Origin of the sequence: Hymenobacter gummosus (assembly GCF_003970915.1) — a bacterium.
GTDB classification, from domain to species: Bacteria; Bacteroidota; Bacteroidia; order Cytophagales; family Hymenobacteraceae; genus Solirubrum; species Solirubrum gummosum.
Genome location: NZ_RXOF01000012.1, coordinates 86,748 through 110,168, shown reverse-complemented (window position 1 = coordinate 110,168; position 23,421 = coordinate 86,748). Strand labels below are relative to the sequence as shown.

21 protein-coding genes and 2 tRNA genes are annotated in these 23,421 nt (G+C 65.7%); 9 read left to right on the top strand and 14 right to left on the bottom strand.

The features are described 5' to 3' along the window. Positions 1–116: 116 nt before the first annotated feature. The 4 genes from EJV47_RS19130 to EJV47_RS19115 all read left to right on the top strand — a co-directional run bounded on the left by EJV47_RS19130 (position 117) and on the right by EJV47_RS19115 (position 6,027). Positions 117–2,216, top strand: coding sequence for a PAS domain-containing sensor histidine kinase (locus EJV47_RS19130; RefSeq protein WP_126694783.1), 2,100 nt, complete (start codon positions 117–119; stop codon positions 2,214–2,216). Between the two features lie 103 nt (positions 2,217–2,319). Beyond that, a complete protein-coding gene (locus EJV47_RS19125) occupies positions 2,320–2,739 on the top strand; it encodes a response regulator (protein WP_126694782.1) in 420 nt (139 codons plus the stop codon). 309 nt (positions 2,740–3,048) lie between these two features. Next, entirely contained in the window at positions 3,049–5,319 is a 2,271-nt protein-coding gene (locus EJV47_RS19120; protein ID WP_126694781.1) for an ATP-binding protein, read from the top strand. 231 nt (positions 5,320–5,550) lie between these two features. Continuing rightward, complete coding sequence (locus EJV47_RS19115; protein WP_126694780.1) at positions 5,551–6,027, top strand: carboxypeptidase regulatory-like domain-containing protein; 477 nt, start codon at positions 5,551–5,553, stop codon at positions 6,025–6,027. Positions 6,028–6,092: 65 nt separating this feature from the next. On the opposite strand, the gene EJV47_RS19110 is transcribed toward EJV47_RS19115, so the two are convergent. Then, positions 6,093–7,391 carry a hypothetical protein gene (locus EJV47_RS19110; RefSeq protein ID WP_126694779.1) on the bottom strand — a complete coding sequence of 433 codons (1,299 nt, stop codon included), beginning with the start codon at positions 7,389–7,391 and terminating at the stop codon, positions 6,093–6,095. 89 nt (positions 7,392–7,480) lie between these two features. Between EJV47_RS19110 and EJV47_RS19105 the strand changes: the two genes are divergently transcribed. Beyond that, positions 7,481–9,097, top strand: a complete 1,617-nt coding sequence (locus EJV47_RS19105) for a hypothetical protein (protein WP_126694778.1) — start codon at positions 7,481–7,483, stop codon at positions 9,095–9,097. Here the strand turns inward: EJV47_RS19105 and coaE are convergent. The 9 genes from coaE to EJV47_RS19060 form a co-directional block, all read right to left on the bottom strand. Next, entirely contained in the window at positions 9,057–9,692 is a 636-nt protein-coding gene (coaE, locus tag EJV47_RS19100; RefSeq protein ID WP_126694777.1) for a dephospho-CoA kinase, read from the bottom strand. The genes EJV47_RS19105 and coaE overlap by 41 nt on opposite strands. 3 nt (positions 9,693–9,695) lie before the next feature. Next, a complete protein-coding gene (locus EJV47_RS19095; protein WP_126694776.1) occupies positions 9,696–10,670 on the bottom strand; it encodes a YbbR-like domain-containing protein in 975 nt (324 codons plus the stop codon). A 36-nt stretch (positions 10,671–10,706) separates the two neighbouring features. Beyond that, positions 10,707–11,027 carry a preprotein translocase subunit YajC gene (gene yajC, locus EJV47_RS19090; RefSeq protein WP_126694775.1) on the bottom strand — a complete coding sequence of 107 codons (321 nt, stop codon included), beginning with the start codon at positions 11,025–11,027 and terminating at the stop codon, positions 10,707–10,709. A gap of 92 nt (positions 11,028–11,119) precedes the next feature. Next, positions 11,120–11,644 carry a DUF1573 domain-containing protein gene (locus EJV47_RS19085; protein WP_126694774.1) on the bottom strand — a complete coding sequence of 175 codons (525 nt, stop codon included), beginning with the start codon at positions 11,642–11,644 and terminating at the stop codon, positions 11,120–11,122. Between the two features lie 212 nt (positions 11,645–11,856). Then, positions 11,857–12,858, bottom strand: coding sequence for an isocitrate/isopropylmalate dehydrogenase family protein (locus EJV47_RS19080; RefSeq protein ID WP_126694773.1), 1,002 nt, complete (start codon positions 12,856–12,858; stop codon positions 11,857–11,859). Between the two features lie 111 nt (positions 12,859–12,969). After that, positions 12,970–13,284 carry a YtxH domain-containing protein gene (locus tag EJV47_RS19075; protein ID WP_111479524.1) on the bottom strand — a complete coding sequence of 105 codons (315 nt, stop codon included), beginning with the start codon at positions 13,282–13,284 and terminating at the stop codon, positions 12,970–12,972. Positions 13,285–13,449: 165 nt separating this feature from the next. Beyond that, positions 13,450–13,734, bottom strand: a complete 285-nt coding sequence (locus EJV47_RS19070; protein ID WP_126694772.1) for a hypothetical protein — start codon at positions 13,732–13,734, stop codon at positions 13,450–13,452. 147 nt (positions 13,735–13,881) lie between these two features. Next, on the bottom strand, positions 13,882–15,072 hold the full coding sequence (nusB, locus tag EJV47_RS19065; protein WP_126694771.1) for a transcription antitermination factor NusB: 1,191 nt from the start codon (positions 15,070–15,072) through the stop codon (positions 13,882–13,884). A gap of 102 nt (positions 15,073–15,174) precedes the next feature. Next, positions 15,175–16,266: a Glu/Leu/Phe/Val dehydrogenase dimerization domain-containing protein gene (locus EJV47_RS19060; RefSeq protein ID WP_126694770.1), complete on the bottom strand. Its 1,092-nt coding sequence runs from the start codon at positions 16,264–16,266 to the stop codon at positions 15,175–15,177. Positions 16,267–16,553: 287 nt separating this feature from the next. On the opposite strand from EJV47_RS19060, the gene EJV47_RS19055 reads away from it, so the two are divergent. Beyond that, complete coding sequence (locus tag EJV47_RS19055) at positions 16,554–18,338, top strand: ABC transporter ATP-binding protein (RefSeq protein WP_126694769.1); 1,785 nt, start codon at positions 16,554–16,556, stop codon at positions 18,336–18,338. A gap of 162 nt (positions 18,339–18,500) precedes the next feature. On the opposite strand, the gene EJV47_RS19050 is transcribed toward EJV47_RS19055, so the two are convergent. The 3 genes from EJV47_RS19050 to EJV47_RS19040 all read right to left on the bottom strand — a co-directional run bounded on the left by EJV47_RS19050 (position 18,501) and on the right by EJV47_RS19040 (position 20,729). Beyond that, positions 18,501–18,890, bottom strand: coding sequence for a hypothetical protein (locus EJV47_RS19050; protein WP_126694768.1), 390 nt, complete (start codon positions 18,888–18,890; stop codon positions 18,501–18,503). 217 nt (positions 18,891–19,107) lie between these two features. After that, entirely contained in the window at positions 19,108–20,247 is a 1,140-nt protein-coding gene (locus EJV47_RS19045) for an NAD(P)/FAD-dependent oxidoreductase (RefSeq protein ID WP_126694767.1), read from the bottom strand. A 107-nt stretch (positions 20,248–20,354) separates the two neighbouring features. Then, the gene (locus tag EJV47_RS19040; RefSeq protein ID WP_126694766.1) at positions 20,355–20,729 is read right to left on the bottom strand and encodes a T9SS type A sorting domain-containing protein; all 375 of its coding nucleotides are present in this window, start codon (positions 20,727–20,729) and stop codon (positions 20,355–20,357) included. 218 nt (positions 20,730–20,947) lie between these two features. Here EJV47_RS19040 and EJV47_RS19035 point away from each other — a divergent pair. The 3 genes from EJV47_RS19035 (at position 20,948) to EJV47_RS19025 (ending at position 22,002) form a co-directional block, all read left to right on the top strand. Beyond that, positions 20,948–21,021: transfer RNA gene (locus EJV47_RS19035), tRNA-Pro, on the top strand. An 80-nt stretch (positions 21,022–21,101) separates the two neighbouring features. Beyond that, positions 21,102–21,175, top strand: a tRNA-Pro gene (locus tag EJV47_RS19030). Positions 21,176–21,501: 326 nt separating this feature from the next. Continuing rightward, a complete protein-coding gene (locus EJV47_RS19025; RefSeq protein ID WP_126694765.1) occupies positions 21,502–22,002 on the top strand; it encodes a hypothetical protein in 501 nt (166 codons plus the stop codon). 11 nt (positions 22,003–22,013) lie between these two features. On the opposite strand, the gene thrC is transcribed toward EJV47_RS19025, so the two are convergent. Further along, positions 22,014–23,336 carry a threonine synthase gene (thrC, locus tag EJV47_RS19020; protein ID WP_126694764.1) on the bottom strand — a complete coding sequence of 441 codons (1,323 nt, stop codon included), beginning with the start codon at positions 23,334–23,336 and terminating at the stop codon, positions 22,014–22,016. Positions 23,337–23,421 lie beyond the last annotated feature (85 nt).

The following is a 23,421-nucleotide window of genomic DNA, read 5'->3' as shown; positions in this document are numbered from 1 at the left end:
CGGCGTAGCCGGGCAGGCCCGCGGCGCCGGCCTGCCCCGCTGCAGTAAAATTCCGGGTCGAATCAGGAACTTGCGGTGTTGCCCGCCATGTACAGTGGTGTCCTTGTCCCGCCGCTATGCCCGCCCGACCGACGCTTTCTGACGCCCCCGGCTTTCCTGACTCGATTTACACCGCTGCGCTGGACCTGTCGCTGGCGGCCATTGTGTACTACACGCCGGTCATCGATGCAGCCGGGGAAGTCACGGACTTTGCCTTTGCCTACCTCAACCCGGCCGCCCAGCAGCTGCTCCGGCTGCCGGCCCGGCCGGCTACCACCTTCGCTCAGCAGTTTCCGCAGGCCCTGAGCAACGGCACCTTCGCGTTTCACCGCGACGCTTACCTCAGCGGGGAGCCGCGCGAACTACGCACCGCCCACCGCGCCGACGACCAGGAGTTTATCATTCAGCTGGCGGCCTGGCGGGTGGCCGATGGCCTGCTGGTCAGCTTTACGGCCCTCGGCAACGTGGCCAGCAGCGCGGTGGAGCAGGCGCTGCGCCAGAGCGAGGAGCAGGAGCTGGCCGCCTACGGCGAAGCCCTGCGGCAGCGGGAGCGGCTGTACCGCATCCTGGACCAGGCCCCGGCCATGATTTGCGTGTTCGACGGGCCGGAGCACGTGTTTCAGTTCGTCAACCCGGCCTACCAGGCGCTGGTGGGGCCGCGGCGGCTGCTGGGCCTGCCCATTGCCCAGGCCATGCCCGAGCTGCACGGCCAGCCCATCTTCGGCCTGCTCGACCGCGTGTACCAGACCGGCGAAACCTTCTACGCCAACGAAATGCTGGTGCAGCTCGACCACCAGAACGAGGGCCGGCGGGCCCTGGCCGAGCTGGAAAAGCGCTACTACAACTTCATCTACCAGGCCCGCCGCAACCACCTCGGCCGCATCGACGGCATTGTCGTCTTCGCCTACGACGTGACGCCGCAGGTGCAGGCCCGCCAGCTGGTGCAGCGCCAGAATGACGAGCTGGAGGCCCGCGTGGCCGAGCGGACCCGCGCCCTGGAAGAAGCCCGGCTGCGGGCCGAGCAGCAGCGCCAGCAGCTCGACCAGCTCTTCATGCAGGCCCCGGCCGCCATCTGCGTGCTCGATGGCCCGGCGCTGGTGTATCAGCTCGTCAACCCCAGCTACCAGCAGGCGTTTCCGGGGCGGCCGCTGCTGGGCCGGCCGCTGCTGGAAGCCCTGCCCGAGTTGCATGATTCGCCTATTCCGGGCATCCTGGCGGAGGTGTATGCCACCGGGGAGCCGTACCAGGCCCAGGAGCTACCGCTGCGCGCCGCCCGCGTGGATGGCGGGCCGCTGGAGCAGATGTACTGGACCTTCACCTACCAGGCCCGCCGCGACAACGAAGGCCGGGTCGACGGGGTGCTGGTGTTTGCCTACGACGTGACCGAGCAGGTGGCGGCGCGGCAAGTCGTCATGGCCAACCAGCAGCAGACGCAGGCCCTGGCCGATGAGCTGAGCGCGGCCAACGCCCGCCTGACCCGCATCAACGCTGATCTGGACACCTTCGTCTACACCGCCTCGCACGACCTGAAGGCGCCCATCACCAACATCGAAGGGCTGCTGCAGGCCCTGCGCCAGCAGCTGGCCCTGCCCCCGGCCGAGGCCGATACGGAGCAGGTGCTGGGGCTGATGCAGGACTCAGTGCAACGGTTTCAGCGCACCATCAAGTACCTGACCGATATAACCCAGTGGCAACACGTGCAGGACCAGCCCGCTACGCCGGTGCCCCTGGCGCCGCTGGTGGAAGACGTGCGCCTGGACCTGGCCCCGCTGCTGGCGGTGAGCGGCGGGCAGGTCATGCTGGACGAGAACAGCTGCGACACCATCATTTTCGCCGAGAAAAACCTGCGCAGCCTCGTCTACAACCTGATTAGCAACGCCCTCAAGTACCGCGCCCCCGACCGGGTGCCCCTCGTGCAGGTGCGCTGCCACACCGATGCCGCCGGCGCGGCCGTGCTGGAAGTGCAGGACAACGGCCTGGGCCTGACCGAGGCGCAGCGCCAGCGGGTGTTTGGGATGTTTCAGCGCCTGCACCGCCACGTGGAAGGCGCCGGCATCGGGCTGTTTCTGGTCAAGCAGGTGGTCGAGAAGGTCGGCGGGCGCATCGAGGTGGAAAGCCAGCCGGGCGCCGGCTCCACCTTCCGGGCCGTGCTGCCCCAGCGCCTGCCCAGCAACTAACCCCGTTGTTGGGGCACAGCGGGCGCGGTTCGGGGTCTTCAAGCCTGGTTTCCGTCGGAGTCGCTACTTGTGCGTATTTTCGCCCCCTACCGTTGCCCAATCTATGCACCAGCTCGCCTCTATTTTATTGGTGGACGATGATCCATCGACCAATTTTCTGAACGAGGCGGCGTTGTATCCCCTGCGCCTGACCGACACCTACCTCACGGCGCACGACGGCGAGGAGGCCCTGGCCCTGCTGCGCGAGCAAACCCAGGCTACCCCCGAGCAACCCGTGCTCGTGCTGCTCGACATGGCCATGCCCGTTATGGGCGGCATGGAGTTTCTGGAGGCATTTCGCGGGCTGCCGGCCAGCATTCAGGCGGCCACCGTCCTGGTTGTGCTGGCCATTAATATGTCCTCGGTAGACATGAGCCGGCTGGGCGAATACCCCATTGCCGGCACCATGAGCAAGCCCCTCACCGGCGACCGGCTTTCCACCATTCTGAGCCTGCACTTCAACGGCCGCGCCGCCGGCCGCTAGTCGCCGCGCCCAGGCCCGGCCAAATCCGGTCCAGGGTTTGACCGCCCCGGCCCACGCTTCTTAGGTGTCTCCCCCACCTCAGTACCAGTCGGGCAGCTTTGGTCGTCGCGTTACGCGCTAGCTCAGCCGCGGGCTCCAGACAAAGGCATTGCCCTATCGTTCAGCCGCTTGGGCTTCGGGCATCTACGCCCGCCCCGGACGGCGGTTAGCCCGTGCCGGCTTGCGCCAGAGCCGCCAAAAGTGCCACCTTTGCAATGGCCCAGCTACCCGCGCCGCGGGCGGACTGGCTTACTTCTCTTTTTCGCCGCTATGGAGCCCTCCGCCGCCCTGCCCGACAACCTGGCTGCCGCCCACGCCGAAATCCAGCAGCTGCGCGCGGCGCTGGCCGAGCAGCAGATGCTGGCCCGGATTCCGGTCCAGAATCCGAACCCGATTTACCGCCTCGGCCCGAATGAAGAGCGGCTGTTTGCCAACCCCGCCGCCGATAAACTAGCCGCCGAGCTACCCCTCGAAGACCAGGCCGCCGCGCGTGAAACCGTGTACGGCTGGGTACGGCAGGCCTTGCTCAGCGGCCTCGAAGCCCGGCACGAGCTGCGCATTGGCCAGCGGTATTTCAATACCTGCGTGGTGCCCTTCCCCGCGGAGCAGTACGTGAACCTGTACCTGGTGGAGGTAACCGAGCGGGTGCAGGCCCAGCAGGAGCTGGCGTCGCAGCAGGCTTTCACCCGGCAGGTGCTCGATACGGCCCCTATTCTGGTGTACGTGCGCGACGCGGCTGGCAACTACCTGTTTCAGAACCAGGCTACCCGTGATTTGGGCGAGTGGCTGAGCAGCGTCACGCCCACGCCCGAGCTGGCCGCCGAGCAGGCCCAACAGATGGCCGCCTACGACGCGGCCGACGCCCAGGTGCTGCAAACGGGCCAGCAGCTTATCATCGAAGACGAGATGACCCTGCCCAACGGGGAGCGGCGCTGCCTGCATACCGTGAAACGGCCCCTGGTGTGGCAGCCAGACGGCGCGGCGCACGTGCTGGGCGTGAGCACCGACGTGACGGATTTGAAGCGGGCCACCGAGGCCGCCACGGCGGCGGCGCGGGCGCGCGAGAATTTCCTGGCCAACATGAGCCACGAAATCCGCACGCCGCTCAACGGGGTGCTGGGCATTGCCGCGCAGCTGGCCAAAACCCAGCTCGACCGGCAGCAGCGCGAGCTGCTGGGCATCATTCGTTCCTCGGGGCAGCACTTGCTAGGCGTCATCAACGACGTGCTGGACATGGCCAAAATCAACTCCGGCAAGCTGGAGCTGGCCCAGGAGCCGTTCAACATCTGTGAGACGATGTTCCAGGCCGCGCAGCCGCTGATTCTGCAGGCCCAGGAGAAGGGCATTACCTTCGAGGGCACCCGCCTGCACGAGTCCTGCCCCTACCCCTGGGTTATCGGCGACGCGCACCGCATCAACCAGATTACGCTGAATCTGCTCAGCAACGCGGTGAAGTTCACGCCCCCGGGTGGCCGCATCGTGGCCGGCGGCTACCTGCTGGCCGAAACCGACGAGACGCTCACCATCGAGTTCCGCTTTCAGGACTCGGGCGTGGGCATTGCCCCCGACAAGCTCGCCCGCATCTTCGACTCCTTTACCCAGGCTTACGCCGACACGGCCCGCAACTTTGGCGGCACCGGCCTGGGCCTCAGCATTTCGCGGGCCCTGGCCGAGCAGATGGGCGGCCACCTCACCGTGGAAAGCGAGCTGGGCAAGGGCAGCACCTTCGCCTTCACCGTGACGCTGCCCCGCTCCCTGGCCGTGGCGCCCCCGCCCGAAAACGCCGCCAGCACCTACGACACTGGCCAGCTGCGCGGCAAGCGCATGCTGCTGGTGGAGGACAACGAAATCAACCGCGTGGTGGCCCGCTTGCTGCTGGAGGAGTGGGGCGTGGCGCTCGACGAAGCCCACGACGGCCCCGCCGGCCTGGCCCAGGCCGCCCGGCAGCGCTACGACGTGGTGCTGATGGACATTCAGATGCCGGGCATGAGCGGGCTGGAGGTGACATCGGCCATCCGCGCCCTGCCTGAGCCGCGGCTGGCCAACGTACCCATTCTGGCCCTGACGGCCAACGCGTTCCAGTCGGATACCGAGCAGTACCTGGCCGCCGGCATGAACGACTGCGTGGCCAAGCCCTTCGACGAGGCCGAGCTGTACGGCAAGCTGGCGGCCCTGCTGGCGCCCCCGGCCTACGATTTGACGGCCCTGCGCCAGATGGCCCGCGGCCGTACCGAGTTTGTGCACCGCATTCTGCGCTCCTTCCTCACCAACGTGCCCCCTACCCTGGCCGAGCTGCAGCAGGCCGTCGAAGCCGATAACTGGCCCGAGCTGGGCCGCCTGGCTCACCACCTCAAGCCCAACCTGAATACGCTGGGCATCCGCGAGGCCACGCCGCTGGTGGCCGAGCTGGAGGTACTGGGCCGCCCCGATGCGCCGCCCATCAATACGGCCCGGGTGCGCAGCACGGCGGCCGCCCTGGCGCAGCTGGTGCAGCGGGTGCTGGCGTCGCTGCCGGCCGAGCTGGCGGCGCCGGTGGCCTGAGCCGCGGCCGCTGGCACAGCGCCGGGCTTCGTTCACCGGGTTAGCAGCCCTAGTCATCGAACTCTGTCTCAATTTGACACAGCATAACGAGGTATTCGTTTGGGTTTTTCCCATTCTGGGATAATTATTCGGCGCGGAGCTAGTGGGTAGAAGTACGTTTGTCATATCAACCGGCCACCACGCAAGCCGCTGACAGTCCAGCCGTCTTTTCCACACCTTACGCCCGCCGCCATGTTCTCGCTCCGCTCCCTTGCTTCCGTTGTTGCTCTGCTTGCTTCGCTGACTTCGGCGCCCCTGGCCCTGGGCAGCACGGGCGTACCGGCCAAGCAATCGGCCAAGCCCGCCACGGCCCGGCCGACGGCGGTGCGCGTCAGTGCGGCCCGCACCACCCGCCTGAAGCCGGTGCTGGTGGCGCCCACCACCGACATCTTCCACGAGCACCGCGCCGTGAAGCTGGCCGGCTGGGTAACGGGCCCCGATGGCATGCCGCTGCCCGGCGCCACGGTGTGGCTGACGGCCACGCGCCAGCAGTTCACCGTCACCAATGCCCAGGGCGACTTTCTGCTCACCCTGCCCAGCAACGCTGCGGTCAGCCTGACCATCGGCTACGAGGGCTACGAGGAGCAAGTGGTAGTGGTGAGCCAGCCCCGCCAGGAAAACGGCGTGGCCGTGACGCTCAAGCCCGCCACTCCCGCCACGCGCCGCTAAGCTTTTACCGCCTCCGCCCGCTACCGGCGGTCTGGGCCATTCCGGCCCGGGCCGCCGGTAGCTTTTTACTCCCGGTCGGCGGCCGAATTAACAACCCCGGACCGCGCCCGGCGCAGCCGCCACCACGTCAGCAAGGGGATGAGCACGAAGGCGGGCTCGGCAAACAGGCGCCAGCGGTAGCCCACGAAGAATACCAGGCTCAGCAGCAGCACCACGGCGGCGGGCAGCAGCAGCAGCGCGTCGGGGCGGCGGAAGCGCAGGCCGCGCCAGCGCAGGGCCGTGGCCCCGAGGCTGAGCAGAAAGGCCAGGTGCCCCAGGGCCGTAAGCGGGTGGTAGCGGGTGTGGAAGTCGTTGGCCACGAAGTTTTCGGGGCTGAAAAAGGCCAGCAGCTTGCGGCCCAGCAGGCGCAGCTCGGCGGCTGGGTGCGCGGCTATCCAGCGGCGGGCCAGCCGGGCGCGGGCCTGGCTTTCCTCGTACTGATTCAGCTGGGGCAGCTCGGGAATCTGCCGCTGCACCCAGCCGCCGAAGGGCTTGTCGGCCTCGTCCCAGTCGAACATAAACCGGCCGCGCGTCACGTCGTTGTGGCCCTGCAGCAGCTCGAAGCCGGCCTGGGTGCTCAGGATGTAGGCCCCGAACAGGCGGTGGTTCTTGACGAGGATGGGCAGGTGCAGAGTTACCGTCAGCAGCAGCGTAAGCAGGGCCGGGCGCCACACGACGCCCCGGCCCGCCGCGCCTGACCGAAGATTTTGCCACAGCAGCCAGCCGAACATCAGCCCGTACACCGCCAGCAGGTAGCCGCGCAGCAGGCAGGAAACGGTAACCACCGCGGCCAACAGCAGGGCTTTGGGCCAGGGCAGCGGGCGGCCCTCGTAGAGGCGCAGCAGCTGGTAGGTGGCCCACACCAGGGCGGGCAGGCAGAGGTTTTCGTACCAGAACCAGGCCCCGATGTACCAGAGCACCGAGGGGTACAGGGTCAGCAGCAGGCCACCGGCCCAGGCCAGCCGCGCGGGCAGCCCGTACCAGCGCAGGGTGCGCTGGGCGTACAGCGCCGTCGCCACCCCGCCCAGGGCCGTGAGCAGGTACACCGCGGCCGTGAAGTAGTGCCGCGGCAGCCCCAGCCGAAACCAGCCCGCGTACACCCACACCGGAAAGCTGGCGTGAAAGGCGTCGGGGCGCAGCTGCCGGCGCACGGCGTCGAAGCTCACGTAGCCGCGGCCCTGCAGCAGGTTTTCGGCAATGCGCGCGTTGCGCACCTCGTCCCAGTTCCACTCCAGGCTGGGGTTGTTGTGCCAGAGCAAGCCCAGGCGCAGCAGTACCAGCGCGGCGGCAAACAGCCAGAACAAAAGGGGCAAACGGCGCAGCATGGCCACTAAGGTACCCGCCCCGGGGCAAAGCCCGACGCGCCCGGCCCGCTACCTTTGCGGCCGCTCCGGCTTTTCCCGCTCTGCTGCCCATGCTCCGCTCCCTGCTCCCTGTTTCCCGCCCCGGCCGCTGGCTGGTTCCGGCCTTCTTCCTGGGCGTGCTGCTGCTGGGCCTGGCCGTGTACCGCGACTACGGCGTATCGTGGGACGAGCCGGTGGACCGGCTCAACGGGGCCGTCAACGCCAAGTACGTGGCCGAGCGGCTGGCCCCTGAACTGGCCCGGCGCCAGGCCAACTACGCCCTGATTCCGCGCCTGATGGACTATCCCGACCAGGACCACGGCGTGGTGTTCGAGCTGCCCTCGGCCCTGCTGCTGAAGGCCCTGGGCCTGCAGGAGCCGCAGCAGGCCTACCACGCCCGCCACCTGATGATTTTCCTGCTGTACTGGGGCGGCTTGCTGGCCTTCTACGGCCTGGCCCGCCTGCGCTTCCGCGACTGGCGCCTGGCCTTGCTGGGCACGGCGGTGCTGCTGCTGAGCCCGCGCCTGTTTGCCGATGCGTTCTACAACGCCAAGGACGGGCTGTTCCTGGCGTTTTTCACCGTGGGCATGTATACCCTGGCCCGGCTGCTGCGTCGGCCCACGGCGGGACGGGCCCTGGGGCACGCGCTGGCCACCGGCGCCACCATTGCCCTGCGCGTCAACGGGGTGCTGCTCGTACCACTCACGCTGCTGGGCCTGGGGCTGTGGCTGGGGCGGCAGCGCGGCCGCGGCGGGGCGCGGGCGGCGCTGGTGCTCGGGCTGTGGCTGGCGGGCAGCGCGGTTGTCACGGTGGCGTGCTGGCCGTTTTTGTGGGAGCAGCCCGGGGCGCACCTGCTGCAGGCGTTCCGGAATTTCAGCCAGTTTTCCCGCGGGGCCGGCAGCGTGCTGACCGGCGGCGGCTGGGTGCCGGCGCGGGAGCTGCCCTGGTACTACGCCCCGCAGTGGCTGCTGATTACCACGCCCCTGGCCTACACGGCCGGCTTCGGGCTGGGCGCGGCCTGCTGGCTGATGCGCTACCTGCCGCGCCTGCGCCGCGTACTGCGCACCTACGCCGGCAGCCTCGACGTGCTGACCGGCGCCTGGCTGCTGGGGCCGCTGGTGGCCGTGGTGCTGTTTGGCTCGGTGCTCTACGACGGCTGGCGCCACCTTTACTTCATCTACCCGGCCTTCGTGCTGGCGGGGCTGCACGGCGTGCAGGGCCTGCTGCGCTGGCGGCGGCAGTGGCGGCGCCCGGCGCGGCGGCAGCTGGCCCTGGCGGCCCTGGCGGCCCTGGCCCTCGGCGCCCTGGAGCCGCTCTGGCGCATCTGGCGCGACCATCCGCACCAGCAGGTGTACTTCAGTCTGCTCAGCCCCGCCACCATCGAGGCGGGCTACGAGCGGGACTACTGGGCCCTGAGCTACCGCACCGGCCTGGAATGGATTCTGGCCCACGACCCGCGCCCGCTCATCACCGTCGGCTCCTACCGGCCCGAGCCCATCTACAACAACCTGCAGATTCTGCCGCCCGCCCAGCGCCAGCGCCTGCAGCAGCGCTACCGCGGCCAGGCCGAGTACTTTATCAGCAACTACCGCTGGCACCCCGAAACCTACGCCGACAGCGTAGGCCGGGAGGTATACCAGCTGCGCGTCAACGGGTTGAAGGTGCTGTCGGTATTTCGGCGGCCGTAGCGGCCAGCTGCTGCAGCGCATCGTGCAGGGCCAGCACCTGCGGCAGCACCAGCTGCGCATCGTCGTTGCGCACCACGTAGTCGGCCCGGCGCAGCTTTTCCTCTTCGCTGAGCTGCTTGCCGATGATGTTGAGCACGTCCTGGGCGGAGCGGTGCGGGTCGCGGTGCAGCACGCGCCGCTGGCGGATGTCCTGCGGGGCGTACACGGTAATGATGCGGTCCAGCTGCTGCCAGGAGCCCGACTCGTAGAGCAGCGCCGCTTCCTTGAGCACGTAGGCATGGCCGGCGTGCTGCCGGGCCGCGGCCCAGCTGGCAAAGTCGTGGCCCACGCGCGGGTGCACCAGGCTATTGAGCCGGGCCAGCTTCGCGGGGTCATTGAAGGCCACTTGCGCCAGATAGGTGCGGTTCAGGCCCTCGGCAGTGTAGGTGTCGGGGCCGAAGGCGGCGGTGAGGTCGGCGCGCAGCAGCGGGTCGTGGTTCATCACCCACTTGGCGCGCGTGTCGGCGTCGTACACGGGCACGCCCAGCAGGGCAAACAGGCGGCACACCACCGTTTTGCCCGAGCCGATGCCGCCGGTTATTCCAATCTTGAGCATAGCCTAATTGTTGGCGGCGCGCCCGGGCAGCACCCGCACCACCGACGCCGGTATGCGGGCCGCGCGCACGGTGTAGGGCAGCGGCCGAAACAGCAGCTGCACGGTGGAGTCCTGGGGCCGTAGCTGCCGGTAGTCGGCAAACACCTGCACCTGGCTTAGGTCGAGCCGGGTCGAGTCCTCGGGAAAGTATTCCACGGCCACCGTCACCTGGGCCGGCTGCAGGCGCAGGGAGCTGTCGGGCGGAAAGTGGTGCAGCGTGGGCGTCACCGTTATTTGGCGGGTCAGCACCTCGCGGGGCTGCAGCTTCACCTGCACCTGCTGCACGTTGGTTTGCACCAGCGCCGGCCCGCCGATGGGTACGATGATGGTGCCGTCGGAGCGGCCGGCCGGGGCCTTGGGCAGGTGCACCTGGTAGTAGTTGGGCCAGACATTGAGCGTGCTGGCGGGCCCCCGAAACGTCACCGTGGCCGGCTCGAAGCGGGCGGCAAAGGGCAGGGCCTTGCCGTCGGCGCCGGGGCTCAGGCGCAGGGGCAGTTCCCGGGTAATCAGCCGGTCAAACTCGAAGTACACCGAGTCGGTCAGCACCGCGTTGAGCTGCAGCCCGTCCATGGCCCCGATCAGGCCAGGCTTGAGCGTGTTGCCCGCTACCACGCCGCTGCCGCCGGGCCGCCGCACGATTACCTCGGCGGGCCGGATGTCGAGCCCCAGGGTATTGCGCAGCAGCTTCCAGCCGCGGCCCGTCACCTGCACGTCCACGCGCCCGGGCAGGGGGCGCACCGGGATATAGCTTGTGTCGTCGAAGCGCCACTCCAGCGGGTAGCTCACCCGCGTGGTATAGGTCTTGTTCAGGGCGTTGAGCAGCCACAGAATTACGGCGGCCAGGAAGCACGCCGTCACCACCCGCCAGAAGCTGCGCTCCGGCTCCGACAAGGGCCGCACAAACCAGCGGGCCAGCGAACGGGCGGTATCCAGGGGCATAGGGCGGGGCGGTTGAGGCGCCTTGAATATAGCAGCTTACGCCGCCGTTTCGCCCGCGGTTTTCGGCCCGATCTGCCGGGCAATGGCCGTGCGGTCGAAGGTCAGGCGGGTGCCTTTGTCTACTTCCAGCGTCACTTTTTCCTCGCTCAGCTCCACCACCCGGCCGTGCAGCCCGCCGATGGTCACCACCTGCGCCCCTTTGCTCAGCCCCTCGCGCAGCTTTTTGGCTTCCGCCGAGCGTTTTTGCTGCGGCCGAATCATGAAGAAGTAAAACACGCCGAGCAGCAGCAGCGGAAACAGGTACTGCAACGGGCTGTTGGCGCCGGCCGAGGCCTGCAGGAGAAGAGAAAGGAGCATTTCTATGATTTAGTGATTTAGCGACTTCGTGATTTAGCGACTTAGCAAAGTATGGTTTGACCCTTCGCTAAGTCGCTAAATCACCACATCACTTACTGGCGTACCGGGCCGTTAGCCATGTCCAACACGTTGCCTTTGATGGCAATGTTGGTGGTGTTGGGCTGGGTGTTGGCCGTGATGGTAATGGTCTTGTTCTGCACGCCTACCTTGCCGGTCGAGTTGAACTCCACGGCGATGGTACCCTTGGCGCCGGGCGCTACCGGGTCTTTGGGCCACTGCGGCACGGTGCAGCCGCAGCTGGCCTGGGCGTTGTCGATGAGCAGCGGGGTCTTGCCGGTGTTGGTGAATTCGAAGGTATGCTTCACCACCTCGCCCTGCTTGATGTCGCCGAAGTTGTACTCCGACTCGGCAAAGGTCATCACCGGGGCGTTGGGGTTGGGGGCAGCGGTTTCGCCGGTCACGTTGGGGTTATCCACTGCGGGGTTGGCCGCGTCGGCGGCCTGGGTAGCGGCCTGGTTCATGCCGGCCTCGCCGACTTCGGTCTTGTTGTCCTGCTTGCAGGCGCCCATGGAGAGCAGGCCGGCGGCCAGCAGGGCGGTGAACAGAGTGCGTTTCATGGAATGAGCTGGATGGAAACTGCGCCGCGGGCGGCAAGCCCCTGGCGGGTACGGCCAAAGATACGGCATAAGCGCGTGGTGCCACGACTCCAAAGCCGTGGCACCACTATCGTTTAAGCTGCAGGCAATTTCTACCCGACGCGCAGCCGCTCGGCTGCGCGTCGGGTAGAACAGTGGAGCCACGACTCAGAGCCCTGGCACCACCGCTCGAATTACTTCAGGTTGTTAATCACGTTCTGGGCAAACTGCTGGGTCGAGGCCTGTCCGCCCAGGTCGCCGGTGCACTGCTCCTTGTGGCGCAGCGTCTCGTTCAGCGCGTTTTCAATGCGGGTGGCGGCTTCCTTTTCGCCCAGGTGCTCCAGCATCAGCAGGGCCGAGCGCAGCAGGGCCGTCGGGTTGGCAATGCCTTTGCCGGCAATGTCCGGGGCCGAGCCGTGTACGGCTTCGAAAATGGCCATGTCGTCGCCGATGTTGGCGCCCGATACCACCCCGAGGCCGCCCACCAGGCCGGCGCACAGGTCCGAAAGGATGTCGCCGAACAGGTTGGTCGTCACAATCACGTCGAACTGCTCCGGCTTGGTCACCAGCTGCATGCACATGTTGTCGATGATCTTGTCCTCGTACTGAATGTGCGGAAACTCGCGGGCGGCCTCGGCGGCGGCGTCGAGCATGATCTTGCCGGGCACCTTCAGGATGTTGGCCTTGTGGGCCAGCGTTACCTTCTTGCGGCCGTGCTTGGCGGCGTAGGCGAAGGCGGCGCGGCAGATCTTGCGGGCCCCGGCCACCGACACGCGGGCGATGGAGTCGCCGATGCCGTGGTGCTCATCCCACAGCTCCAGGCCGGCGTACAGCCCCTCGGTATTTTCGCGGAACAGCACGATGTCGATGCCCGAGTAGCGCGAGGCAATGCCCTCGGTGGTCTTGGCCGGGCGCAGGTTCTGGTACAGGTCGTACTTCTGGCGCAGGCTCACGTTGATGGAGCGGAAGCCCTTGCCTACCGGCGTGGTGATGGGGCCTTTCAGGGCCACGCGGTTCTTCTCCAGCGAGTCGAACAGGGCCTGGGGCAGCAGCTCGCCCGACTGGTCGAACGTGGTCTGGCCGGCGTTCTGCTCTTCCCACTGCACGGGGACCTGAGCGGCGGCGAAGATGTCCTGCACGGCGCGGGTTATTTCGGGGCCGATGCCGTCGCCGGGGATGAGGGTGATGGTATGCATGACGAGGAGAATGGGCAAAAAGCGAATGTGCAGAATGTGAGAAATGTGGTCAATGTGCCGTCAGGGGAATGAGCACATCAACCACATTTCTCACATTCTGCACACTCTGGGTTATAGCGCCGTCCGGCGCGAGTTGATCTGGTTGATGAGCTGGTCCACGTCGCCGAGCAGCTGTTCGGCCTTGTCCTTGGCGTCGCGGATGACGCGCTGGCCCTCGGCGCGGGCCGAGGAGGGGCCTTCTTCGGTGCGGCTGGTCACCAGGCTTTCCGTCAGGTCAGCCAGGATTTCGCGGGTGCGCTCCAGCTGATAGCTCAGCCAGCTGCGCGTTTCGCGGCCTTTCTCGGGGGCGAACAGGAGGGCAACGGCGGCCCCGGCGAGGGCGCCGGTCGTGAAGCACACGATGCCGGTAGTAGTTTTGCTGGCCATAAGGGCGAGGCGAAAGAGGGGGATGGAATGCGCGGGCAAGGTAAGAAACCTACGCGCTCAACGGTAGCCGCGGGCCGGGGGTTTTGCCGGGTGGGTTGGTGAGACCGGAAAATCCAGCACGTCCTGCTGAGCCTGTCGAAGCATCTCTACCGCTTCGTTGCTGAGTTAACTCTTGGTTGAGTTCCTAGGCATAAAGAAGTAACCATATATGCCCAGAAGTAGTGGAGTGAAAACAAAGATGCTGATTAACCAAGTCAGGTTTTCGCACATGAACAAGCCTAACAGCGCCAACACAATAGCTCCTATGAAGCTTATTGCTCGCCATGTAAATGACTTACGGTTTAGCAGCAACGCTAAGAAGCCTATGTACAATCCTGCTGCTGGAATACTGAACACCAAAAGGCCAAATTCAATTGGTGATGTTTCATTCAGCAGAAAAGGAGTAAGCATAGCGCGGTACAATTAGGTCAAGCGCAAGTTTACCTGACAATCGCCGAGCAGAGCGATAGAAAAATCATGCACCTGCAACGAAGCGGTAGAGATGCTTCGGCAGGCTCAGCAAGACGTGCTGATTAATCTGTTCATTCCCGCCCGGCGTTACTGGTTGTCCAGCAGCCCGCGGCCCGACTTGCGGATGGCGCCGCTGGCCATCAGGTCCTGGGCCAGCTTATCGAGGATGCCGTTGACGAACTGTTTGCTCTTGGGCGTGCTGTAGAGCTTGCTGATTTCGATGTACTCGTTGATGGTCACCTTCACCGGGATGGAGCGGAACAGGTGCATCTCGCAGAGGGCCATCTTCAGGATAATCTTGTCGAGCAGGGCCACCCGCTCCACGTCCCAGTTCTGCACGGCCCCGCTGATGAGCTGCTCGTAGCGGGCGTCGTCGGCCAGGGTCTGCTTGTAGAGCGTCTCGGCAAACTCCTTGTCTTCCTGCCAGTTGGCCGAAAGGCTCAGCAGCTCCATCGACTCATCGGCGCCTTCCTCCAGCATCTTCAGCGTCTTGATGATGAGGTTCTTGACGATGCTGCGGTTTTCCTCCCAGTTCAGGTCCTGGGCTTCGAGCAGGGCCGGAATGGCCTCGCCCTTGAAGACGTAGGTTTTGTAGAGGTGCTTGAGGATTTCCTGCTCGGCCGCGTAGTCGCCGGCGGGGGCGGCCAGGTAGCTGGCTACTTCCGGGTCGTTGCGCATCTCGTTGCGCCAAGCGGTGCGCAGGGCCTCCATCTCGTCTTCGCCGGCCCACTGCAGGGTGCGGCGGATGGTCTGCTCCTGCAGCTGCTTGTTGTCGGCCAGCTTCAGGGCCACCGGGTTCTGCTCCAGCTTGGTGGTATCGGCCAGGTTTTCCTTGTTGGGCGTGAAGCGCCGGGCTTCGCGCTGTCGCTCCTCCTCCAGCACCAGGCGCAGGGCCGCGGGCAGGTTGAGCAGGTGCAGGTACTGGTCGTGGATGCTCTCGGTGGCCTGCAGCATCTGGTTCAGGTAGAAGGTGGTTTCCTTCTGCACCTGCTTGCGGTAGTAGCCGATGGCGTCCTTCACGGCGTCGGTTACTTCCTTGTCGTCCAGCTGCTCGGGCTCCTCGGTGCCGCCGGCCTTGTGCCACTCCTTGAAGCCCACTTCGGCCATCTTCTGCTGGCCTTGCAGCAGGCGGCGGTCCTGGGGCACCATGGAGTTGAGGTCAGGCTGAAAAGCTTCGCCAATGCGGTCCAGGGCCAAGTAGTAGTCAGACGACACGGCCTGGTCGTAGGCGTAAAGGGCCTGCATGACTTTGATGCGAAGCGTACGGCGGTTGAGCATGGGTTGAATGGTTGAATGGCTAAATGGCTAAATGGTCAAATGGTTGATTGTTCTTGCGTCGCCAGAACGACCAGCCATTTAACCATTTAGCCATTCGACCATTTAATAAGTCGATTTCACCCGGCCGATGGCGGCGATGCGCTGCTCGGCCTGGCGGATGGCGGCCGCTTGCGGGTGCAAGCCTTCGGCCGCGGCTTTCTCCAGTACCTGGAGGGTGTAGTCGTAGATTTTCTCGGTCTGGGTGAGGGCGCCCTGGCGGGTGCTGCCGGTCACTTCGGAGTAGACGTTGATCAGGCCGCCGGCGTTGATGAGGAAGTCAGGGGCGTACAGGATACCGCGGTCTACCAGGGCCGGGCCGTGCACGTTCTCTTCCTTGAGCTGGTTATTGGCGCAGCCCGCCACCACGTGGCACTTCAGCCGGTCGATGGTGTCGTCGTTGATGGTGGCCCCGAGGGCGCAGGGCGAGTAGATGTCCACGTCCTGGTCGTAGATGGCGTCGAGGCCGACCACCTGGGCGCCGAACTTGGCCCCGGCTTCTTCGGCCCGCTCGCGGTAATAGTCGGTCAGCACGATGTGGGCGCCCTCCTTGGTGAGGTGCTCCAGCAGGTAGGTGCCCACGTGGCCCACGCCCTGCACGGCAATGCGCTTGCCGGCCAGCGAGTCGGAGCCGAACGCCTTCTTGGCGGCGGCTTTCATGCCCATGTAGGTGCCGTAGGCGGTTACCGGCGAGGGGTCGCCCGAGCCGCCCATCGATTCGGGCAGGCCGGCTACGTGCTTGGTTTCCATGCGGATGTACTCCATGTCCTTGGTGGTCATGTTCACATCCTCGGCCGTGATGTACTTGCCGTTGAGGTTCTGCACGAAGCGCCCGAACTTGCGCAGCAGGGCTTCGGTCTTGATGGTTTTGGCGTCGCCGATGATGACGGCTTTGCCCCCGCCCAGGTTGAGGCCCGAAATGGCGGCCTTGTAGGTCATGCCGCGCGAGAGGCGCAGCACGTCGTTGAGGGCTTCGGCTTCCGAGGCGTAGTGCCACATGCGCGTGCCGCCGAGGGCGGGCCCGAGCACGGTGTTGTGGATGCCGATGATGGCCCGCAGGCCGGTTTCGTGGTCGTGGCAGAACACGACCTGTTCGTGCTGATGATCAGCAATCTGGCCGAAGATGCTCGTCTCGGGCAGGGCTTGAATCTCAACCATGGGGAAAAATGTTTGTGGGAATGGGTAGGGAGAAAAGGGAGGCGTATCGGTTATCGACTCGGTTACCTACGTTTTTCCGCACAAAAGGGAGTCATGGCCGGTTTGCAGACTACTGACTTCCCCCTGCGCAGTACCTTTGGCCACCGCTCCGAAACCGGCCACAAAGGTAGCCCGTTTTTCCGACTACGCCCACCGCTAACGTTCGTTCGGTAGGCGGGCGGCTTCCTTTCCTGCCCCACTTTTTCGCCGGCCGCCGGCCCGTCCGCAGCCCCTCTCCCGCCCCGCCCGTGAAAGCCCTCCGCGCAACTGACAAGTACCTGATTCGCTACAAGTGGCACTTCCTCGGCGGGGTGCTGTTCGTGGCCCTGAGCACCCTGCTGGCCATTTTCCCGGCCCAGGTGGTGCGCTACGCCTTCGACCTGGTGCAGGAGGGCATCGTGCTCTACCACCTGTTCGCCGGCACCCAGGCGCAGCAGGAAGTGTACTCCCTGTTCGGGCGCAACATCATTCTCTACGGCACGCTCATCATCGTGCTGGCCCTGCTGCGCGGGGTCTTCCTGTTCTTCATGCGCCAGACGCTCATCGTGATGAGCCGGCACATCGAAAACGACCAGAAAAACGAAATCTACCAGCACTACCAGTCCCTGCCGCTGAGCTTCTACCGCCGCCACAGCACCGGCGACCTGATGTCGCGCATTTCGGAGGACGTGGGCCGGGTGCGCATGTACATCGGGCCGGCCATCATGTACTTCCTGCAGCTGGTCATTCTGTTTCTGCTCATCGTGCCGCTGATGCTGATTGTCAACGTGAAGCTGACTTTGCTGACCCTGCTGCCGCTGCCCATCCTGAGCGTGAGCATCTTCTACGTCAACGGGCTGATTGAGAAGAAGTCCGACGAAATCCAGAAGGCGCTGGCGGGCATGACGACGTTTGTGCAGGAGGCGTTTTCGGGCGTGCGCGTCATCAAAAGCTTCGTGCGCGAGGCCGACTCGCACCGCAACTTCACCGCCGCTTCCGATGAGTACCGCGGCAAGTCGCTGAGCCTGAACTTCGTCAACTCGCTGTTCTTCCCGCTCATCATGTTCCTGTCGGGCATCAGCACGGTCATTACGGTCTGGATTGGCGGGCAGGAAGTTATCCGCGGCACCATCACCACCGGCACCATTGCCGAGTTCCTCATCTACGTGAACCTGCTCACCTGGCCCGTTACGGCGCTGGGCTGGACGTCGTCGCTGGTGCAGCGCGCCGAAGCCTCGCAGGCCCGCATCAACGAATTTCTGGATCAGAAAACCGATATCGTATCCTTGAACCACGTGGAGCGGCCCATTGAGGGCGACATCGTGTTCGAAAATGTCTCGTTCGTGTACCCCGACACCGGCATTCAGGCCCTGCAGGACGTCTCGTTCCGCATCCAGCCGGGGCACACGCTGGCCGTTATCGGCAACACCGGCTCAGGCAAGACCACCGTGGCCAACCTGCTCTGCCGCCTCTACGACGTGTCGAGCGGCCGCATTCTCATCGACGGCGTGGACGTGCGCGACTACGCGCTGACCTCGCTGCGCAGCCAGATCGGCTACGTGCCCCAGGACGTGTTCCTGTTCTCCGACACCATCGGCCGCAACATCGCCTTTGGCCTTGACCACAGTACCCAGGCCCAAATCGAGCAGGCCGCCAAGGACGCCGACGTGTACGAGAACATCCTGCGCTTCCCCGAGGGCTTCGACACGAAAGTGGGCGAGCGGGGCATTACGCTGTCGGGCGGGCAGAAGCAGCGCGTGAGCATTGCCCGCGCCCTCATCAAGGAGCCCAGCATCCTGATCCTGGACGACTCGCTCTCGGCCGTCGATACCAAGACCGAAAACGCCATCCTGGCCAGCCTGCAGCGCATCATGCAGAACCGCACCAGCCTCATCATCTCCCACCGCGTGTCGTCGGTAAAGCTGGCCGACCACATCCTGGTGCTCGACGACGGCCGCATCGTGCAGCACGGCACCCACGAGGCGCTGATGGCCGAGCCCGAAGGCCTGTACCGCGCCCTCTACGAGCGGCAGCTGCAGAGCGAAGAGGCGTAACTAACTGTGCATCCGCCTGGTTCGCGCCGCCCGCGTCGTAGCGCGAACTTTCAGTTCGCGTATCAGTGCTGACGTTGGCACGAATAGCGTCCAGAGGCTTGTCGTTCAACGATACGCGAACTACAAGTTCGCGCTACGGTGCGGACGAAGCGGGCACCGCGCCTAAAACGGCCGGTAGCGGAAGTATTTGGTTTTCAGCTGCCGGCGCACGTACGGCGGCAGCGGTTCCCCCTGCTCGTAGGCGGCGGTAATTTGCTCGAAACGCTCGGCCCCGTAGCGGCTCAGCCGGGCGGCGCCATAACCGAGCATGGCGCCCCCAAACAGCCAGCCGCCCCTGGTCGACTGCTTTTCAATCGCCGGCACCCATTCGTCGGGCTTGGGGCGAAACAGGGAAGCGGAAACGATGGAGGCCCCGGCGCTGGTGTAGCCCACCGCGCCCTTGGTGCGCTTGGCAAACAGGTGCCCGACGGCCCGCAACGTATCGGCCCGGGAGTAGCGGGCATCGGCCAGCGAATTGGTAGTCTGAGCCTTGGCGGATGACAGGCCGAGCATACATAGCCCACTGCCGATAAGAAGTAGAGAAGTAACGCGCATTGCTATCGAGCTGCTGTTGCTACAAAAGAGGCCGTTGAGTTATGCAGGGGTTGCAAGCGGTCAAGTCCCGGCCTGCGCCGGTTCTAGTAGTGCCTGCCCGGTGCTGGCCGGTCAGTGACGCCCGGCCAGGCAGCAGAAGTCAATCCGTCTTCAACGCTGAGCAAGTTATGGAGCCTCAGCCCACCAGCAGCTCCGCCGCGCGCTGCCCGCTGCGGCTGCCCATCGCCACGCCCATGCCGTTGCAGCGCAAGGCCCCGTAGATGCCCGGCGCCAGCTCCCCAACGAATGGCTCCAATTCCTGGCCAAAGCCCATGACTCCACTCCAGCGGTGCTCGATGGCCACCTCGCGGCCGGGCAGAATAACCTCCCGTAGCAGCTGCTCCAGGCGCTCCTGCACCAGTGGCGTCAGACCGGGCTCGGTGGTGGCTTCGGCGGCGAAATCGAGGTGGCGGCCCCCGCCCAGCAGCAGGCGGCCACCGGGCAGGGGGCGGAAATAGTAGTAGCCCCGGTCGTAGTGGAAAGTGCCGGGCAGGTGCAGACCGGGCACGGGCGCCGTCACCAGCACCTGCCCGCGGCCGGGCGTCACGTCGAGGTCGGGGAAGAACTGCCGGCTGAATGCGTTGGTGGCCAGCAGCACCCGCCCCGCTTCGATGTCGGCCAGCGGGGTGCGCAGCGTCACCGACGCGGGGCCGCTTTCCAGGGCGGTGGCCGGCACGCCGTGCAGCACCGTCACGCCTTCCTGCCAGGCCAGGCGCAACAGGGCCAGCATCATGCGGCCGGTGTCGAGGGCGCCCTCGGCCACGTTTTCGAGTATGCTATGCACGCCCGCAAAGCCAAACTCGGCCCGGCGGTGCTCGGCCGGACGGAAGATTTCCGGCTCCCCGATGACGGGCGCCAGCAGTTGGTTGTAGTAGTCGAGCCGGGCGCGGCAGCGCTCGGCCAGGGCGGCTTCCTCGGCCCGAAACAGCTCAAAGCCGCCCAGCGGCTCGTAGCCGATGGCCGCGTCGCCCAGCAGCTCGCGCAGCAGGCGCAGGCCTTCCCAGCGGTAGCGCACCACCGCCAGCAGCGCCGCCGTGCCGCCGCGCTGCTCCTGCTCCATCAGCTCCGACACGCTGCCGAAGCAGGCGAAACCGGCGTTTTTGGTGCTGGCGCCGTTGGGCAGCACGTCGCGCTCCAGCACCAGCACCCGGGCGCGGGGCCGGAGCCGCTTGGTGAAGATGGCCGCCGTGAGGCCCACCAGCCCGCCGCCCACCACGGCCACGTCGCAGCCCTGTAGAAAAGTTTGTTGTTCCCAGTACGAAAGCGGTGCGGGCATACGAGTGGCGGCGGAGGCAAACAAAAGCCTCCCGGCCAGAGCTTGACCGGGAGGCTGCAAATATTGACGGTTCGAGTGGTTCGGGCAGCCTGCGCGGCCCGGGCCGCTTACTGGCCCACCGTGATGCGGCGCATAAAGGTTTTATCGGCCACCGAGCAGCGCACCACGTAGCTGCCGTCGGGCAGGTTGCCGATGGGAACCGACAAAACCGAGCCGTTGGCCGACAAGGACTTGGTCAGCACCGGACGGCCGTCGGAGTCGTTGACTTCCAGCTGCATGGGGCCCTTGGCGTTGGTGCGTACCCGCATGGTTTTGCTCACGCGGTTGGCCTCCACGCTGAAGGTAATGCCGGGGCCGTCGACCTTCTTCTGCACCGTGTCGGAGGTGATGAGGGACTGGCGGGCCGGGGCGGCGGGAGTGGTTTGGGCGCGGCCAACCAGCGGCAGCGCCAGAAAAAAAGCAGAGTAGATAAACGCTTTCATAGGTGGAAGCAAGACGGCGTTTCGGGGCGCAAGATACGGATTTTCCGCACGTTGAGCGGTTGGCGTTCAGCGCGTAGCCCCGACAGGCCACCTGCTGAACGCCGGCGGGGCCAACATTCGTGCCATGATGCCCGGCCCCGGCCTAAAGAAATTTTCTCGCTTCGTAGTTGCATCAGTCCAGAATATGCGTGTACATTTGCACCCACATTATCCGAAAACGGGGTGTAGCGCAGCCCGGTAGCGCGCTACGTTCGGGACGTAGAGGCCGTAGGTTCGAATCCTGCCACCCCGACTACTAGGAAGCAGCCGCTGAATACCAGCAACGGTTGCCGAGGATGATGTACCGGCGCCTTCCCGAAGGGCGCCAACGCTCGGGGTGTAGCGTAGCCTGGTATCGCGCCAGCATGGGGTGCTGGAGGTCGCAGGTTCGAATCCTGCCACTCCGACGACGAAAGCCCGCTGAACTACGGTTCGGCGGGCTTTTTTGCGTTTTGGGGCTGAACACTTCAGCTTGTGTTGCTGCCTGCTATCCAGCTCCGATACACGACGAGGCCCGACGGGCGCGTTGCGGGCGGTACTTCTATTATTCTCGTTCTCCTGATGAAAAAAGGTCTTGTCTTAGCCGGTATTCTGCTTGCGGCAACCAGCGCCGCCCACGCTCAACTGGCCGCCGGGCGGCAGCGCGGGCTACAATGGTTCCCGCAACGAAGCGGAGAATCCCTTACAGTCTGCCTCCGCGCAAACCATTAGGCAGCTGCAGCTGGGCCCGAATGTGGGCTATTTCGTCACCGACAAGCTGGCTCTTGGCCTGGGCGGGGGCTACATCCGCTACCGATCCGTCAACACACAGACGGCCACGCCGGGCGGACCGCCGGCAACGACGGCCGCATCGACGAGCAACCGGTACGGCATCGGGCCGTTTGCGCGCTACTACTGGATGCTCACCGACAAGCTCGGCTTCTACGGGCAGTTGGACGCCCGCTACGGCCACACCACGACCGACTTCACGCTCGAAACCCCGACCGGGCGTAGCGGCAGCACCAGCACCATGCAGGGCGGCACCGCCACGCTGATGCCGGGCGCCGTGTTTTTCCTCGGCCGTAAAGTAGGCCTGGAAGTGTCGGCGGGCAGCGTTTCGGCCAGCTCCATGCGGGGCAAAACCGTGCCGGACGACCCCAGCATCGGCTCATCGACCAACAAGGAGCAGTACGTAACGGCGTCGTTCAACCTGGTCCAGTTCCGCTTCGGCGCCTCGGTTTACCTGGGACAATAACCGCAGGCGGACTACCCGCCCGCGCCCGCCAACAGATATGCTTTCAGGGCCTTAAAGTCGACCGGCAGGGGCGTGGCCTGCCGGGGGCGGCCTGCCAGCTCCCGCACCTGCGCGGGCACCTCGATGCGGGCGGCTACTTCGGAGTCGAATACTTCCGGGAACTTGCAGGGGTGAGCGGTGGCGAGGAAAACGCCGGCTACGCCATCTGCCTGCGGGTGCTCCTGCTGCCACTGCTGCCAGGCCCGCCAGGCAATGGCCGTGTGGGGGCACAGCACGTAGCCGTACTGCTCGAAGGCCTGCCGGATGGCGGCGCGGGTCTGCTCGTCGGAGAAGCTGTAGCCGGTGACTAGCCGGCTGAGGACCTCGGGCTCGTCGCGAAACCAGTCGGCAATGCGGGCCCAGTTGCTGGGGTTGCCCACGTCCATGGCGTTGGAAAGGGTGGCCACGGAGGGGCGCGGCTGGTACACGCCGCTGCGCAGAAACGCGGGCACTACGTCGTTGGCGTTGGTAGCGGCCAGAAACTGGCGCACCGGCAGGCCCATCTTCCAGGCCAGCAGCCCCGCGCCGAGGTTGCCGAAGTTGCCGCTGGGCACCGAAAACACCACCTCGCGCCGCCCCTGCCGCAGCAGCTGGGCGTAGGCCCCGACGTAGTAAAACGTCTGCGGAATCAGCCGGGCAATGTTGATGGAATTGGCCGAGGTCAGGCGCAGCTGCCGGTTCAGCTCGGCGTCGGCAAAGGCCTGCTTCACCAGGGCCTGGCAGTCGTCGAAGGTGCCGCCGACGGCCAGGGCGCGGATGTTCTGGCCGTTGGTGGTCAGCTGCTGCTGCTGAATGGGGCTGACCTTGCCGCGCGGGTACAGAATGGTGACGCGCACGCCCGGCACGCCCAGGAAGCCCAGGGCCACGGCCCCGCCGGTGTCGCCGGAGGTGGCCACCAGCACGTCGAGCGGGCGGCCGCCCTCCTGCCGCAGGTAGTAGCCCATCAGCCGGCTCATGAAGCGCGCCCCGAAGTCCTTGAAGGCCAGCGAGGGGCCGTGAAACAGCTCCAGCACGTAGGTATCGGGCCCCAAGGGTACGGCGGGCGCCGGGAAGTCGAAGGCTTCGTCGATGATGCCGCGCAGCACCGCGGCGGGCAGGGCGTTCTGCAGCAGGGCGCGGGCCATTTCGTAGGCTATCTGCGGCAGGCTCAACTCGGTCAGCCCGGCCCAGAACGCGGCGGGCAGCCGCGGAATCGTCACGGGCAGGTACAGACCGCGGTCGGCGGGCAGGCTGTTGAACAGGGCCTCACGGAAAGGCACGCGCAGGGCGTGGTCGTTGGTGCTGTAGAGAAGCATGTTTTCGTAATTAATAATTAACAATGAAGAATTAATAATTGATGACAGCTCACTGGTATCCTGCTGGCAATTAGCAGCCTGGCCG

Excerpts from the sequence above, each read along its gene's own strand:
- EJV47_RS19130 (WP_126694783.1), top strand. The coding sequence starts at position 117 with ATGCCCGCCCGACCGACGCTTTCTGACGCCCCCGGCTTTCCTGACTCG.
- EJV47_RS19125 (WP_126694782.1), top strand. The coding sequence starts at position 2,320 with ATGCACCAGCTCGCCTCTATTTTATTGGTGGACGATGATCCATCGACC.
- EJV47_RS19120 (WP_126694781.1), top strand. The coding sequence starts at position 3,049 with ATGGAGCCCTCCGCCGCCCTGCCCGACAACCTGGCTGCCGCCCACGCC.
- EJV47_RS19115 (WP_126694780.1), top strand. The coding sequence starts at position 5,551 with ATGTTCTCGCTCCGCTCCCTTGCTTCCGTTGTTGCTCTGCTTGCTTCG.
- EJV47_RS19110 (WP_126694779.1), bottom strand. The coding sequence starts at position 7,391 with ATGCTGCGCCGTTTGCCCCTTTTGTTCTGGCTGTTTGCCGCCGCGCTG.
- EJV47_RS19105 (WP_126694778.1), top strand. The coding sequence starts at position 7,481 with ATGCTCCGCTCCCTGCTCCCTGTTTCCCGCCCCGGCCGCTGGCTGGTT.
- coaE (WP_126694777.1), bottom strand. The coding sequence starts at position 9,692 with ATGCTCAAGATTGGAATAACCGGCGGCATCGGCTCGGGCAAAACGGTG.
- EJV47_RS19095 (WP_126694776.1), bottom strand. The coding sequence starts at position 10,670 with ATGCCCCTGGATACCGCCCGTTCGCTGGCCCGCTGGTTTGTGCGGCCC.
- yajC (WP_126694775.1), bottom strand. The coding sequence starts at position 11,027 with ATGCTCCTTTCTCTTCTCCTGCAGGCCTCGGCCGGCGCCAACAGCCCG.
- EJV47_RS19085 (WP_126694774.1), bottom strand. The coding sequence starts at position 11,644 with ATGAAACGCACTCTGTTCACCGCCCTGCTGGCCGCCGGCCTGCTCTCC.
- EJV47_RS19080 (WP_126694773.1), bottom strand. The coding sequence starts at position 12,858 with ATGCATACCATCACCCTCATCCCCGGCGACGGCATCGGCCCCGAAATA.
- EJV47_RS19075 (WP_111479524.1), bottom strand. The coding sequence starts at position 13,284 with ATGGCCAGCAAAACTACTACCGGCATCGTGTGCTTCACGACCGGCGCC.
- EJV47_RS19070 (WP_126694772.1), bottom strand. The coding sequence starts at position 13,734 with ATGCTTACTCCTTTTCTGCTGAATGAAACATCACCAATTGAATTTGGC.
- nusB (WP_126694771.1), bottom strand. The coding sequence starts at position 15,072 with ATGCTCAACCGCCGTACGCTTCGCATCAAAGTCATGCAGGCCCTTTAC.
- EJV47_RS19060 (WP_126694770.1), bottom strand. The coding sequence starts at position 16,266 with ATGGTTGAGATTCAAGCCCTGCCCGAGACGAGCATCTTCGGCCAGATT.
- EJV47_RS19050 (WP_126694768.1), bottom strand. The coding sequence starts at position 18,890 with ATGCTCGGCCTGTCATCCGCCAAGGCTCAGACTACCAATTCGCTGGCC.
- EJV47_RS19045 (WP_126694767.1), bottom strand. The coding sequence starts at position 20,247 with ATGCCCGCACCGCTTTCGTACTGGGAACAACAAACTTTTCTACAGGGC.
- EJV47_RS19040 (WP_126694766.1), bottom strand. The coding sequence starts at position 20,729 with ATGAAAGCGTTTATCTACTCTGCTTTTTTTCTGGCGCTGCCGCTGGTT.
- thrC (WP_126694764.1), bottom strand. The coding sequence starts at position 23,336 with ATGCTTCTCTACAGCACCAACGACCACGCCCTGCGCGTGCCTTTCCGT.